Here is a 14,480-nt window from a genome sequence, read left to right on the forward strand (position 1 = left end):
AAGCTGTTGAATATTGTGCTAGCCATGGCGCCCCAGCAGGATGGAAGCCAAACTGCGAAGCGATCGAGATTGCGGGCTCATATGCCACATCGCAAAGATCCACGTGCTATCGAATTCCGTTTAGCGCCGTACCGATCGGACGATTACCCGGAGGACGAACGGCCTTTATGGCAATAAAGGCCCCGCTTGTACGCGTGCAGAATGATGACGTGGCCGTGGTCATCCCCGGTTTTCGACTAGGCCATAAACCGGTAGGAATCGAAATCGACGTTGCAGCCTCGTTAGCTCTCGCGACGTTTGCGCGAGACGACTTCGCAGAAGCCGATTACGAATATCTTGATTGTAGTCGCGGCCCGTTAGGACAGCGCGAGTTGAGCGTTTATCGAGGTAAAGATAGAATGATCTTCACCTTGGACGAGATCGATCATTTTCTCGACATTTACATGCGAGGACTATCGTTGGCAATTGATGCAGGCATGACCGCCAACAATCCAAATTTTAGGGGGTATCATGTTATCGATCCCAACCAACCACGAATGATTTAGAATATACTTCGCGTCAGCATCAACTGGCCGTACACCACCCACCGCGCTCATTCTTCCTCATTACGTGCGCCATGCCGCACGCGCAGGATGATCACCGTCTCGTCGACCACCCGGTATCGCAGGATATACGGCCAGACCGTCGTCATCTCGCGCCGCCCCTCGCCAACATCGCGGCCGCGATGCGGAAACGCCACCAGACTATCGGCGACCGCAATCAAGCGGTCGGCCAAGGCACCGGCAGCGGCTGGGTTGAACGCCGAAACATAGGTGAAGATCGCCTCCAGATTGGCGACCGCATCGTCCGCCCAGACGATCCGCAACCTACTCGCCGACGCGTGGACGGGGTAACGGCCGGGCGGTGTTCCAAGACGAGAGCCACCGCTTCACCGAATCGTGGCTGATCATTCGTCCATGACGCACATCGGAGTCGGCCCGCGCATCGGCCTCCGCTTCCGCGGTAGGGTCGCTGGTTTCGAACAGGGCCTTCTCGCGCATCATCGTTGCGACGTTACGCCAAAACTCGTCGTCCGAAAAGCGGCGTCACGCCCACCCACACCAAGGCGAGCGCTTCCCCCCGCCATACTGCCGCGCGAGGCCGTGGCGGACCAGTTCGGCGCCCAGTGACTTGCCGTCGCGCTCGACGAGGCGGAGTTTGCGGCCGTAGCGGTCGACGTCGCGCTTGATCGGGACCAGCGTGAAGGGGCCGGCGTTGAGCAGTCCTTGCATCTTCACCGTCGCGGCCTGCCCGAGCCGTGCTTCGCGGGCGCAGCGCGGCGGGTGAGTCTCCGGCGTGTCGATGTCGGCGATGCGGATCTTGGTGCCCGCCATCCAGAACGTGTCGCCGTCGACCATGCAGTCGATCCGCTTGGCGTGGCCGCAGATCGTGAAGCGCGCGGAGACCGGCTTGCCGCCCGACAGCGCGGCGGTCAGCGCCGCGGCGGAGGACGCCGCACTCGCCACCCCCGCCGCGGTCGCGAGCGCACCGGTCGCGGTGGCGGCGGCACCGGCATCGGTCGCGGCGCCGGCAGCCGCAGCGGACGACGCCTCCGTCTTGGCGGGATCCGCCCCCCAGCCCCAGCCGCCGGGCACGCGCAGATGCCCGGCGGGCCAGGCGATCCCGAACCCGGTCGGCCATTCGATCTTCAGCCCCGGCGGCACCAGCGCCGACCAGTCGATCTGGCGGATCACCGGCATCATCAGCCCCAGCAGCACGCCGTAGAACACCAGCCGAAGCTGCAGCAGGACTCCCGGCTGGGCACCGCGCGCGCCCCCGCGCCCCCGCGTGGCGCCAGCGCGATCGCCCCCGAGCAACCGCATGAAATCAAACACATACTCCATCATCGCTCGCGCGTACGCGCGCGCGCGCGAAAGTCACCGTAGCGCGGCCCCGCCTTGCGGCGAGCGGAGTCGGAAACGAGGCGAACGCATCGTGAACATCGCTGATGACTCGTCTGCGGCGAAACGGACCAATGCCTCCGTCTCGCAGGCGCGCGATTTCGCTGTCCTACACGGGGCCGACATGCCCAGTTCGCAGCATGCCAGCCATCCCCCCGGCCCGCACGGCGCGAACATACCCCCGCGATCCTGCCGGTGTCGGCGCGCGCGCCATCATGGTGCGAGCGTCTGCACTTCCTATACTTCACTCCCCGGTGCCCGCAGGCGCCAGGCGAACAAGGGGCGGGACAGTGCCGCCATCCCCCGCCCGCGTGCGGTCTCCGCCCGCTCCCGCGATCTCGCGCGAGCGTCTATACTTTCTATACTTCACTCGCTCGCAACGCTGCGGACGCCAGACGCACGAAGGGCGGGAAATGGCCCTAGCCACTCCCCGCCCCCGTTACGCGTCCAGCAATTCCCTCTTGCGAGGCAGGGGCTTAGAAGTGCGTGATGATGCCGAGCATCGGACGGAAGCTCTGCGCGTCGCCGAAGGTGTTGACCTCGGCGCGGATGCGGAAGCCTGCGTTGCCGGTGATGCCCTTCAGGCCGATGCTCTGCGGACCGACTTCGGCGCCGATGCCGTAGGTGATCGCGCTGTAGTCACGACCGGTGTCGCCACCGTTGGTCGAGCGTGCGGAGAACTTGTCGAAGTTGACCCACTGGTAGCCGACCTTGCCGTAGATCAGGCCGCTGTCGCCAGCGCGGAAGCCGAAACGGCCTGCTGCGCCATATTCCCAATCGATGTTGCCTTCGATGCCCTTGATCACGTTGCCTTCAGCACCGACGAAAACCGGGCCGAGCGGCACGTTCACGCCGAGCACGCCCTGGACCAGCGAGCCCGACGGCTTGTAGCCGCGACGCAGCGAGTTGTCAGCGTTCAGCGCCTGCGGGATGCCGTGGCCACGCTCGTTGTCGAACTGCTCCCAGCCACCCATCACGCCGAAATACGGCTCGATGCCGAAAGCCTTCGAGCCGTCGGGCGCTGCTGCCTCGCCGGGCTGTGCGCTGTTGTCGGTGGGGGCCGTTGCCGACATGTCCTGCGCGAAGGCGGGAACTGCGACCGTTGCGGCGGCGAGGGCGATTGCCAGGGAAAGCTTACGCATGCGTGTGACCTTATCTCGAGTGTTGCGTGGATCCCCGACTGCACGGTGCGTCGGTTGGTCCAGGCATGTCGAAACAGGCCGGCGGGCACATGGTTGCACAAAAACCGTCATATTCCGGGAACTCTTATGCTGTGTTGCGTTACAGCAACGGTTCCTGTCAGTTGGATGAACGAACCATGGCTACGCCGCGGCGGACTGGGCAGAAATACAGCGGAAAAGCGGCAAAAAGCAGTCCTGCGCGGTCTAAAGCTGTGCTTTACCGACTGGTGACGATCGGTGTGCGATGCAGCATCGATGGGGTTTTCCCGCCTGTTCCGCAGCCGCTGCCCCCCGTTCTGGTCGGCGGGGGCAGTGTGGACGGCGTATGACGTCGCCGCTGATGCACCGGAACCGGTCACATCGAACGCGGTCTCGGGCGTTTCGGACAATGCGGTGGGGCAGTCGACCGACGCCGCCGGCACTGCATTGACCACGGACGATCTGGCGATCCTAGCCAATGCCGTCGGTTGAGGGCGACGCGCCCGGTAACGGCGCGTCGCAGATCGTTCAGGGCCTTAGCGCGACGTCGTCGGCGTCCTTGAGATCCTCGTCCTCGTCGATGCTGCCGTCGTCGAGTTCGTCCTGGACATCGTCCTCGTCCATGTCGTCCTCATCCATCGTGACCGAGGAATCGGTCTCGCCGACCTCTTCGGAGTCCATCGCGGTCTCGTCGATCGCCTCGTCGTCGGTGTCGTTCTCGCCCAGGTCTGGGTCGAGGTCGGTCAGGATGACGCCGTCGCTCGGGCCGTTGCGCGTCGCCTCGAGGATCTCGGCGCGCTGGCTCTCGTCATAGCCTTCCTCGTCATAGCCGTCGTCGCCCGATCCGGCACTTGGCACCTGATGTCCGCCCATGGTCACACTCCCTCGTTCCAGGACGCCCGCACGGTGCGGGCCTACCCGATGCGAACGGTGGACGTGCGCGCTGGTTCCTTCAAGCGCGCGGCTGCACGGTGGATGCGGGCCGGAACAACCGCCCACGCTCGGTCACCAGAATGGCGACGAGCGCGGCGATCCCCGCGAACAGGAAGCCTGCGACCAGCGGCACGGTGGTCCCGTCGAACGCCTGCCCGATCAGCGCCCCGAACACCGCACCAGCGGTCACGCTCAGGAAGCCCTGCACGCTCGACGCGGTACCTGCGATCCGCCCCATATTCTCCATCGCCATCGCCGAGAAATTCGACGTCGCCAGCCCGAAACAGCCCAGCGTCAGCGCCTGGAAGACCGCGAAGCTGACCAATGTCTCGAAGCCGATTTCGATCGCGAACAGATGCACCAACGACACCAGGATCAGCACCGACAGCGCCCCATGGCTGATCAGCCGCGTCCCCAGCCGCATCACGATCCGCGCGTTGAGCAGGTTGCACGCCGCCATCGTCACCGACGTCGTCGCGAAGATCAGTGCGAGCAGCGTCGGCCGGTGGAACACGTCCGCCATGATCTGCTGGATCGAATTGAGATAGCCGTACAGCGCGCCCATCAGCGCGGTGGACGCGAGCGTGTAGCCAAGCGAATTGCGATCGGCGACCGTCTGCCGCCAGTCGCCCAGGATGCGTCCCGGCGTGATCGGCAGGACATTCTCGGGCGCGAGCGTCTCGGGCATCCGCAGATAGAACCAGACGAACACCCCCAGCGTCAGCACTGCGACCGTCCAGAAGATCGCGCGCCAGTCGCCGAACTGGAGCACCGTCCAGCCGAAGGTCGGCGCCAGGATCGGCACGATCATGAACACCATGAAGGCGATCGACATGACCCGCGCCATCGCCCGCCCGTGATAACAATCACGGACAAGCGCGATCGTCGCGACGCGCGCGGCGGCGATCACCGCCCCGCCGAACGCGCGAGCGGCGAGCAACAGCGTGAAGCTCCCTGCGGTCGCGCACGCGACGTTGGCGATGATGTACAGCACCAGCGACCAGAGCAGCACCGTCCGCCGTCCGAACCGATCCGCAAGCGGCCCGTGGACGAGCTGCGCGACGCCGAAGCCGATCACGAACGCAGTCACGACGAACTGCCGGCCGTTGTCCGACGCGACGCCGAGCGAGTCGCCGATCGCCGGCAGCGCGGGCAGCATCGAGTCGATCCCGAGCGCGGTCAGCGACATCAGCGAGGCGACGAGCGCGACGAACTCGACGAAGCCGATCGGCGCGCCACGCATCGACGGCGCGTCGGATTGGGGGTCCTGGGTCTGCATGATGCCAGCGCCTTACCCGCTCGGGCTGTCTTGCGAAACCCGTCAACCGGCGCAATCCGTATCGGCCGTGGCGGATTGCGGGATCGGGCCACACGCCCTACCTGTGTTGCGAACGCAACACACTCGGGAGACTGTCATGTTCCGCCCCCTTTTGCTCGCCACCGCCGGGATGCTCGCGCTGTCCGCTTGCGACCGCTCGAATGAAGGCGCGTCGGTGTCGATCAACGCCGATGGCGGCAATGTGTTTGGCGCGATCAACGGCGAGACCGGTGAGATGAAGATCGACGTCCCCGGCTTCCAGGGCTCGGTGAAGCTGCCGAAGATCAAGATCGATACCGGCAATTTCGATCTCAACGGCGTGCGCCTATATCCGGGGTCGTCGATCAGGACGCTCAACATCGTCGGCGACGATAAGACCGGCGGGCTCCGCGTCGCCTTCGCCAGTCCCGCCAACCCGGCGGTCGTGCGCGACTGGTTTGCAGAGCGGCTCGGCAAGGTTGGCTACCAGGTGCATGCCGAGGGTGCGAACCTGATCGGCACGACTGATGAGAACAAACCCTTCCGGCTGGAACTTGCGCCCGACGGCGCGGACAAGGCGACAGGCACGATCGTCATCAGCGGCTAGTCCACAATCCTCCTCACCAGGGGAAGGTGGCTGGCGCTAGCCAGACGGAAGGGGGAGGCAAGGAAAATCGTCGTTGCGTGTCCCGCTTCGGTCACCTTCGGCGTCATTTCCCCCCTAGCGGGGAGAACCGTTCGAAATGCGATAATGTCCCAGTCCTGATTCAGGCATTTGGCACCAAGCCTTTGCCCCCCTATATCGGACAGCCACCAATCCGGACACGCCCCCATGCTCGACACGCCAGCCGCCCAGGTCCCGACGCTTAGCCTAGCCACGCAGGACCCCGACCCCGATGGCTTCGCCGCCGCGTTCGGCGAGTCGTTCGAGCGATTCGGCTTTGCGATCGTTGCCGATCACGGCATCCCCGCCGACCTGATCGAGCGCGCCTGGGCCGAGACGAAACTCCTGTTCGACCTGCCCGAGGACGAAAAGCGCGGCTATCACATCGCCGGCGGCGGCGGTGCGCGCGGTTACACGCCGTTCAAGACCGAGATCGCCAAGGACGCCAAGGTCGTCGACCTCAAGGAATTCTGGCACGTCGGTCGCGAGCTGCCCGAGGGTCATCGCTATGCGGACACGATGGCGCCGAACGTCTGGCCGACGCGGCCCGAGGGCTTCAAGCCGGTCTTCCTCGAACTGTTCGCCGCGTTCGACCGCGCCGGCGACAAGCTGCTGTCGGCGATCGCGCGTCACCTGAAGCTGAAACCCGACTGGTTCGATCCCGCGGTCAAGGACGGCAACAGCATCCTGCGCCTCCTGCACTACCCGCCGATCCCCGCCGATGCGGAGGGTGTCCGCGCCGGCGCGCATGAGGATATCAACCTCATCACGCTGCTGCTTGGCGCCGAGGAAGCCGGGCTCGAACTACTCGACCGCGCGAACGGTCGCTGGCTGTCGATCAAGCCGCCCGAGGGCGCGATGGTCGTCAACGTCGGCGACATGCTCCAGCGGCTGACCAACAAAGTGCTGCCCTCGACCACGCACCGCGTCGTCAACCCGCCGCCCGAGCGCCGCGGCCATTCGCGCTATTCGATGCCGTTCTTCCTGCATCCGGCGCCCGATTTCCTGATCGAAACGCTGCCGGGCACGATCACGCCGGACAACGCGAACCGCTACCCGACCTCAATCACCGCGCATGATTATCTGTACGAGCGGCTGGTCGAGATTGGGCTGATCAAGAAGTAACCCCTTGTTCCCCCGCGGAGGCGGGGGTCCAGGAGCCACATACGATACCGCCTGCGACTCCTGGATTCCCGCCTTCGCGGGAGAACAGCTTTCGGAGACCGTAGCGGCAAGCTACGCCGTGTTCCCCAAACTATGCCACCACCCCGGCGAAGGCTGGGGCCCAAATGGAAAGGTGGTCGTAATGACGCGCACCGCTTCGTTATTACCGTCCCCCGATTGGACCCCGGCCTCCGCCGGGGTGGTGCTCGGGGGAGGGCAGCGAGCGACGCCCCAAGAACCCCACCGCTTTTCCATCCGACTGATACCCAACAACCACGCTTCGCCCATTGGAGCCCGCCCCCGCATCCGCTAGACCGCGCCCGATGCCCCATCTCTATCTCGTCGACGGCTCCGGCTATATCTTCCGCGCCTATCACCGGCTGCCGCCGCTCACCAACAAGCATGGCGAGCCGGTCGGCGCGGTGTACGGCTACACGACGATGCTGTGGAAGCTTGCGGACGAGGTCCACGCCGCTGACGGCCCGACCCACATGGCGGTCATTCTCGACAAGTCGTCCAAGACCTTCCGCAACGATCTCTACGACAAGTACAAGGCGCAGCGGCCGCCCCCGCCCGAGGATCTCGTCCCCCAGTTCCCGATGATCCGCGACGCGACGCGCGCCTTTTCGCTGCCGTGCATCGAGACCGAGGGACTCGAAGCAGACGACATCATCGCCTGTTATTCCAAGGCCGCGCTCGCGCAGGGCTGGTCGGTCACGATCGTCTCGTCCGACAAGGACCTGATGCAGCTGATCGAGCCCGGGCTCGACATGTACGACACGATGAACAACCGCCGGCTCGGCCCCGAGCATGTCGCGGAGAAGTTCTTCGGCATCACGCCCGCGCAGCTCGGTGATGTCCTCGCGCTGATGGGCGACAGCGTCGACAACGTGCCGGGCGTCCCCGGCGTCGGCCCCAAGACCGCCGCCAAGCTGATCCTCGAACATGGCGATCTCGAATCGGTGCTCGCCGCGGCCGACGGCATGAAGAAGAGCAAGCTGCGCGACAATCTGATCGAGCATGCCGAAATGGCGCGGCTGTCGAAGGTGCTCGTCTCGCTCAAATGCGACGTCGCGCTGCCCGAGCCGCTCGAGGATCTCGAGCTCAAGGGCATCCCCGACGCACCCTTGCGCGCGTTCCTCGAACATCACGGCTTCAAGTCGCTGATCGCCAAGCTCTCCGCGGTGGCCGAGGCGCCGGTCGCGGAGTCGCCCGTCGTCGCGGACATGGACGCGGACGAGCCCTGCAAGAACGACGACTATGAAACGGTGGTCGACGAGGCGGCGCTCGATCGCTGGATCACGATCGCGCGGCACCAGGGCTGGATCGCGATCGATACCGAGACGACCGGGATCGACGCGACGCGCGCCGATCTGGTCGGAATCAGCCTGGCGCTGCATCCGAACCTCGCCTGCTACGTACCTATCGCGCATGGCGGCACCGATTTGCTCGCGGAAAACCCGGTCCAGATCGACCGCGCGATCGTACTCGCGAAGATGAAGCCGCTGCTGGAGGATCCGAGCATCCTGAAGATCGGCCACAATCTCAAATACGACATGATCGTCCTCAACCGCGCCTATGCGGCGACCGGCGGCGTGACGATCGCGCCGTTCGACGACACGATCCTGATGAGCTTCGATCTCGACGCAGGGCTGCACGGCCACGGCATGGACGAGCTTGCCGCCACGCACCTCTCGCACACCTGCATCGCGTTCAAGGACGTGGTCGGCACCGGCAAGTCGCAGCGGACCTTCAACGAAATCGACCTCAAGGCCGCGACCCACTATGCCGCGGAGGACGCCGACGTCACGCTCCGCCTCTGGCGCCGGTTCAAGCGCCGCCTGCCCGCCGAGGGCTCGACCCGCGTCTATGAGATGGTTGACCGTCCGCTCGTTCCCGTCATTGCGCAGATGGAGATGCACGGGATCAAGGTCGACGCCGCCAAGCTGTCGAAGCTCTCGACCGAGTTCGCCGCGCAGATGGCGAGCCTCGAGACCGAGATTCACGCGCTCGCCGGCGCGCCCTTCACGATCGGCAGCCCGAAGCAGCTCGGCGACGTGCTGTTCGAGAAGATGGGCATCAAGGGCGGTCGCAAGGGCAAATCCGGCGTCTATTCGACCGATGTCACCGAACTCGAGCGGATCGCCGCCGACAAGGATTCGCCCGGCGCGGTGATCGCGCGGAAGGTGCTCGACTGGCGCCAGCTGTCGAAGCTGAAATCGACCTATACCGATGCGTTGCAGGCGCAGATCAACCCGGCGACGGGCCGCGTCCACACGTCCTACTCGCTGACCGGCGCGCAGACCGGGCGGCTGTCGTCGACTGATCCCAACCTGCAGAACATCCCGATCCGCACCGAGATCGGCCGCCAGATCCGCGACGCGTTCGTCGCCGAGCCCGGCAACGTCATCCTCGCCGCCGATTACTCGCAGATCGAACTGCGGCTGGCCGCGCACATGGCGAACGTCCCCGCGCTGAAGCAGGCGTTCGCGAATGGCGACGACATCCACAGCCTCACCGCGCAGGAGCTGTTCGGCGAGGTCAACCGCGATACGCGCGGCCGCGCCAAGACGATCAACTTCGCGATCCTCTACGGCATCTCGCGCTGGGGGCTCGCCGGCCGCCTCGACGTGTCCGCGGACGAGGCGCAGGCGATGATCGACCGCTATTTCGATCGATTCCCCGGCATCTCCAGCTACATCGTCGACACCACCGAGAGCGTCCGCGCGACCGGCTTCACGACGACCTTGTTCGGGCGGAAAACGCATTTTCCGCGGATCCGCTCGAAGATCCAGCACGAACGCCAGGGCGCCGAGCGCGCCGCGATCAACGCGCCGATCCAGGGGACGAGCGCGGACATCATCAAGCGCGCGATGGTCCGCATGGGCCCCGCGTTGCTCGAGGCCGGGCTGCCCAACGTGCGCATGCTGCTCCAGGTCCACGACGAACTCGTGTTCGAACTGCCCGAGGACGATGTCGAGGCGGCCAAGCCCGTGATCGAACGCGTGATGGCCAACGCCGCGACGCCGGCGGTGACGCTCGACGTGCCCCTGGGTATCGAGATCGGGACCGGTTTGAGCTGGGGCGCCGCGCATTGAACGCGCAGGGCGGCAGCCGGCCGCGCCCGACGGACTCGCACAAGCGCGGCCGGCGGAGCATTCGCTCCGACCGACGACGCGGCTTTACCGCGGCGCGACCCACCAACGGCGCCCGCCCGTGACCGAATCCACACAGGACATCGACACGCTCGCCAGGGGTGGTCGGACCAACATCGCCGGCTTCATCCTCCGCCTCGCCGCGCGCATCCCGTTCCTGTTCATTGCCGGCCGCATCTACGGTCCCGACCTGGTCGGCCGCTTCGCCATCGCGGTCGTCGTCGTCGAACTCGCCGCGTTGCTGGCCACGCTCGGTCTTAAGCGCGGTCTTGCGCAGGCGCTCAGCAGCGCGGATCGCCCGCACGCCAACGTGGTGTGGGATGCGATGGCGGTCGCCTTCGTCGCCTCGCTGATCGCTAGCGCCGTGCTCTGCACCTTCCCGCAGATCATGTATCCGAACAGCGCGATCACCGGGCTCGACCGGTTCCTGCCGCTGATCATCGTCGCGATCGCCTGGTCGGACGTCAGCCTCGCTGCGCTCGCCTACCGCCTCAACGTCAAGGCCGCGGTCACCGCGCGCGCGGTGGTCGAGCCATGGACGATCTCGATCGCCGCCTGGGCCTTCTCCTACTTCACGATCCGGGACGGCCTGGTGCTCAGCTATGTCGCGTCGATGACCGCGGCGCTGATCGCCAGCCTCGTGCCGTTCCTGCGCAGCTACGGCGTGCCGCGCGGCTGGTCGCCGCACCTGCGCCCGCTCTACGCGCTCGCCCGCGCCAACGTGCCGCTTGCCGGCGCCGACATCCTCGAATGGGGCAGCCGCAACGTCGACCGCTTCATCCTCGGCGTGATGTTCGAGCCGAAGGTCGTCGGCATCTATTACATGGCGCAGCAGGTCGCATCCCTGCCGCAGAAGCTGAAGACCAGCTTCGACCCGATCCTCGGCCCCGTCATCACGCATAGCCTCGCGATCAACGACCGCGCCGCGATCGCCAACCAGGTTCGCCAGGTCGCGTTCTGGATCATGGCCGCGCAAGGTGGTCTCGCGCTGATGGGCTCGATCCCCGGCGAGGCGGTGATGGGCGTGGTCGGCCCGCAATTCGTCGCGGGCACCGCCGCGCTCGCGTTCCTGCTGACGGCCGAATTCCTTGCCTCGACCGGTGCGGTCTGCGAATCGGCGCTCGTCTATATCGCGCGCCACCGCAACTTGATGATCTCGGCGGCGATGCTCGCCTTCCAGATTGGGCTGAGCTTTGCGCTGATCTTCGTCATCCGTCGCCTCGGCTATCCGGTCAACTACCAGGCGGCGGGGCCGGCGATCGCGCTGATGCTGTCGGTGGCGCTGACGTCGATCATCAAGTCCAAGCTGCTCGGCCGCCTGCTGGGCGCAAACGTGTCGCCGTGGCGCTGGCCGCTGGTCTGGGCCGCGCTCGCCGCGATCGTCGTCGGGGCCGGGTTCACGGCGCTCCCCAAGCGCTACGAATGGGTCGAACTGGCCGTCGGCGAGCCCGCGATCGCCGCGACCTATCTCTACATCCTGTGGAAATACGCGTTCGGGCCGGCAGATCGCGCCCTGTTCGCCAAGAAGCCCGCCAAGGACGCCAGCCTCCCCAACGCCGGTGCGCCCGTCGCCTAGAGCATCCCAACCAACAGCGTGCCGTTCAGCCCGATGATCACCGCGGCGATTCCCCAGGCGAGGATCTTCAGCCAGGCCGGGCTGACCAGATCGCCCATGATCGTACGGTCGCCGGTGAACTTGACGAGCGGCACGACCGCGAACGGCAGCTGCAGGCTGAGCACGACCTGGCTCAGCACCAGCAGCTTCGTCGCGCCCGAATCGCCCGTCGCGCCGATCACGAACACCGCAGGGACGATCGCGAGCAGCCGGGTCACCAGCCGCCGCGCCCAGACGGGCATGCGCAGGTTGAGGAAACCCTCCATCACGATCTGCCCGGCAAGCGTGCCCGTCACCGTCGAATTCTGCCCCGAGGCCAGCAGCGCGACCGCGAACAGGACGCTCGCGGCGCCCATGCCGAGCATCGGCGCGAGCAGTTCATACGCCTGATCGATCTCCGCGACGTCGGTGCGCCCCGCGACATGGAAGGTCGCCGCCGCCAGGATCAGGATCGCGGCGTTGATGAAGAAGGCGAGGCCCAGCGCGACCGTGCCGTCGATCGTCGCCATCGTGATCGCGTCGCGCTTGCCCGCCTCGTCCCGCGCGAAGGCGCGCGTCTGGACGATCGACGAGTGGAGGTAGAGATTGTGCGGCATCACGGTCGCCCCGAGGATGCCGATCGCGATGTAGAGCATCGCCGGGTTGGTGACGATCTGCGTCGTCGGCACCAGACCGCCGAGCACGCCCGCCATGTCGGGTCGCGCGAGGAACAGTTCGAACATGAAGCAGCCGGCGATGATGACCAGCAGCGCGACGACGAACGCCTCGAGCTTGCGGAACCCGAAGCGTTGCAGCGCGAGGATCAGGAATACGTCGAGCACGGTGATCGCGACGCCGTAGAGGAGCGGAAACCCGAACAGCAGCTTCAGCGCGATCGCGGTGCCGAGCACTTCGGCCAGATCGCAGGCGATGATCGCGATTTCGCAGAAGAACCAGAGCGCGAACGAAACCGGCTTCGAATAGTGCGCGCGGCAGGCCTGGGCGAGATCGAGCCCGGCAACGATCCCGAGCCGCGCGGACAGCGCCTGCAGCACCATCGCCATCAGGTTCGACAGCAGCACGACCGACAGCAAAGTATAGCCGAACGCCGACCCGCCGGCGATGTCGGTCGCCCAGTTGCCGGGGTCCATATAGCCGACCGCGACCATGTATCCCGGCCCGACGAACGCGAACAGCCGCCGCCAGAATGACGCGCCCTCGGGGATGGCGATGGTCCGATGACTCTCGGCGAGCGAGTTGGCGAAGTCCGAGGCGGGAAGATTGGGCGCTGACATCGGAAGCTGCTTTGCCGGAGGGGGCGAGCGGGAACAAGCGCTTGCGTCCGGGCGGCGCGTCAAAGTCGCCACCTCCCCGTCCGTCACCCCAGCGAAAGCTGGGGTATCCCCGTTGGCGGGCGTCACGGCTTAAACGGGAAGATCCCAGCGTTCGCTGGGATGACGGGCGGTGGGGAATCCTCCCCTCAGATCACCTTCATGTCCGCCTGGTAATGATGCCAGGCGAAGATCGCCGCCGCGCCGCGGTGCGGGCGCCACGCCTCCGCCACTTCGCGCGTCAGCTTCTCGCTCGGGCGAGTCTCGTGGCCGAGGATCCGGCCGACCTCGATCTGGATCGCCAGGTCGCCCGCCGGCCAGATGTCGGTCCGCCCTTCCGCGAACAGCAAATAGATCTCCGCCGACCAGCGGCCGATCCCTTTCACGCGAACCAGCGCGGCGATCGCCTCCTCGTCGTCCTCGGGCAGGTTGGCGAGATCGAGCCGGCCGCTCGTCACCTCGTCGGCGAGGCTGCGCGCATAGCCGAGTTTCTGCCGCGACAATCCGGCGCTGCGCAGCGTCTCGTCGCTGGCGGCGGCGATCTTTGCGGGGTCGCCCGCGCCGCCGACCACGGTATCGAGCTTGGTCCACACCGCCTGCGCCGAGGCGACGCTCACCTGCTGGCCGACGATGGTGCGCAGCAACGTCGCAAAGCCGCGCTCGCTGATCCGCGGCGCCGGGTGCCCGGCATTGCCGACCGCCACCGCAAAGGCGGGCTCGATCTCGCACAAGGCCGCCATCGCGGTTTTGAGCTGGTCCGCGTTCAGGCCCATGATGCTTGATCCCGGCGCCACGCAACGGCATGAACGAAGTCAGATTTTTCGGAGAATGACATGCCCAAGCTTATCGTCGTGACGCGCGAAGGGGAAGAACGCGAGATCATGGGCGAAGCGGGGCTTTCGGTGATGGAAGTCATTCGCGACGCTGGCATCGACGAGATCCTGGCGCTGTGCGGCGGCTGCTGCTCGTGCGCCACCTGCCACGTCCATGTCGACCCGGCGTTTGCGGCCAAACTGAAGCCGATGGGGCCGGACGAGGACGACCTGCTCGATTCGACCAGCGACCGCGATGCGGGATCGCGCCTCTCGTGCCAGATCGAACTCACCGACGCGCTGGACGGACTGAAGGTCCGCATCGCCGCGGAGGACTGACTGTCCCTCGCCCCTCCGGGGAGAGGGAGGGAGGAGCCGAAGGCGACGGAAGGGAGAGGGGCGTTGGGACGAACCGTCCCGAGCCTCAAAC

General features: G+C 66.2%; 14 protein-coding genes. 7 read left to right on the plus strand and 7 right to left on the minus strand.

The genetic code is table 11. The features are described from left to right. The coding region (locus ASE88_RS19025) for a hypothetical protein (RefSeq protein ID WP_235527990.1) at nt 1–545 on the plus strand (545 nt) is incomplete at its 5' end. A 47-nt stretch (nt 546–592) separates the two neighbouring features. Here the strand turns inward: ASE88_RS19025 and ASE88_RS16845 are convergent. The 3 genes from ASE88_RS16845 to ASE88_RS16855 form a co-directional block, all read right to left on the minus strand. Continuing rightward, the gene (locus ASE88_RS16845) at nt 593–865 is read right to left on the minus strand and encodes a type II toxin-antitoxin system RelE/ParE family toxin (protein WP_056480108.1); all 273 of its coding nucleotides are present in this window, start codon (nt 863–865) and stop codon (nt 593–595) included. Nucleotides 866–1,085: 220 nt separating this feature from the next. Further along, a complete protein-coding gene (locus ASE88_RS19810) occupies nt 1,086–1,874 on the minus strand; it encodes a thermonuclease family protein (protein WP_321163436.1) in 789 nt (262 codons plus the stop codon). A 542-nt stretch (nt 1,875–2,416) separates the two neighbouring features. Next, nucleotides 2,417–3,082 carry an outer membrane protein gene (locus ASE88_RS16855; RefSeq protein ID WP_056480112.1) on the minus strand — a complete coding sequence of 222 codons (666 nt, stop codon included), beginning with the start codon at nt 3,080–3,082 and terminating at the stop codon, nt 2,417–2,419. Nucleotides 3,083–3,376: 294 nt separating this feature from the next. Between ASE88_RS16855 and ASE88_RS19030 the strand changes: the two genes are divergently transcribed. Further along, nucleotides 3,377–3,592, plus strand: a complete 216-nt coding sequence (locus ASE88_RS19030) for a hypothetical protein (protein ID WP_156357078.1) — start codon at nt 3,377–3,379, stop codon at nt 3,590–3,592. A gap of 36 nt (nt 3,593–3,628) precedes the next feature. Here the strand turns inward: ASE88_RS19030 and ASE88_RS16860 are convergent, their stop codons facing one another. Further along, the gene (locus ASE88_RS16860) at nt 3,629–3,973 is read right to left on the minus strand and encodes a hypothetical protein (RefSeq protein WP_055881454.1); all 345 of its coding nucleotides are present in this window, start codon (nt 3,971–3,973) and stop codon (nt 3,629–3,631) included. Nucleotides 3,974–4,052: 79 nt separating this feature from the next. Further along, nucleotides 4,053–5,312 carry a multidrug effflux MFS transporter gene (locus ASE88_RS16865; RefSeq protein ID WP_056480114.1) on the minus strand — a complete coding sequence of 420 codons (1,260 nt, stop codon included), beginning with the start codon at nt 5,310–5,312 and terminating at the stop codon, nt 4,053–4,055. Nucleotides 5,313–5,448: 136 nt separating this feature from the next. Between ASE88_RS16865 and ASE88_RS16870 the strand changes: the two genes are divergently transcribed. The 4 genes from ASE88_RS16870 to ASE88_RS16885 all read left to right on the plus strand — a co-directional run bounded on the left by ASE88_RS16870 (nt 5,449) and on the right by ASE88_RS16885 (nt 11,889). Beyond that, complete coding sequence (locus ASE88_RS16870) at nt 5,449–5,937, plus strand: hypothetical protein (RefSeq protein ID WP_056480116.1); 489 nt, start codon at nt 5,449–5,451, stop codon at nt 5,935–5,937. Nucleotides 5,938–6,162: 225 nt separating this feature from the next. Beyond that, nucleotides 6,163–7,119, plus strand: a complete 957-nt coding sequence (locus ASE88_RS16875) for an isopenicillin N synthase family dioxygenase (protein ID WP_056480119.1) — start codon at nt 6,163–6,165, stop codon at nt 7,117–7,119. Between the two features lie 362 nt (nt 7,120–7,481). Next, a complete protein-coding gene (polA, locus tag ASE88_RS16880; RefSeq protein ID WP_056480123.1) occupies nt 7,482–10,256 on the plus strand; it encodes a DNA polymerase I in 2,775 nt (924 codons plus the stop codon). Nucleotides 10,257–10,374: 118 nt separating this feature from the next. Continuing rightward, entirely contained in the window at nt 10,375–11,889 is a 1,515-nt protein-coding gene (locus ASE88_RS16885; protein ID WP_056480126.1) for a lipopolysaccharide biosynthesis protein, read from the plus strand. Here the strand turns inward: ASE88_RS16885 and ASE88_RS16890 are convergent. Together ASE88_RS16890 and ASE88_RS16895 are read right to left on the minus strand one after the other, a co-directional pair. Beyond that, nucleotides 11,886–13,202 carry an Nramp family divalent metal transporter gene (locus tag ASE88_RS16890; protein ID WP_056480129.1) on the minus strand — a complete coding sequence of 439 codons (1,317 nt, stop codon included), beginning with the start codon at nt 13,200–13,202 and terminating at the stop codon, nt 11,886–11,888. The genes ASE88_RS16885 and ASE88_RS16890 overlap by 4 nt on opposite strands. A gap of 185 nt (nt 13,203–13,387) precedes the next feature. Next, the gene (locus ASE88_RS16895; protein ID WP_055881474.1) at nt 13,388–14,011 is read right to left on the minus strand and encodes a DNA-3-methyladenine glycosylase family protein; all 624 of its coding nucleotides are present in this window, start codon (nt 14,009–14,011) and stop codon (nt 13,388–13,390) included. 60 nt (nt 14,012–14,071) lie between these two features. On the opposite strand from ASE88_RS16895, the gene ASE88_RS16900 reads away from it, so the two are divergent. Next, nucleotides 14,072–14,389: a 2Fe-2S iron-sulfur cluster-binding protein gene (locus ASE88_RS16900; RefSeq protein WP_055881476.1), complete on the plus strand. Its 318-nt coding sequence runs from the start codon at nt 14,072–14,074 to the stop codon at nt 14,387–14,389. Nucleotides 14,390–14,480 lie beyond the last annotated feature (91 nt).

It is taken from the genome of Sphingomonas sp. Leaf38, from assembly GCF_001421825.1.
Classification (GTDB): domain Bacteria; phylum Pseudomonadota; class Alphaproteobacteria; order Sphingomonadales; family Sphingomonadaceae; genus Sphingomonas.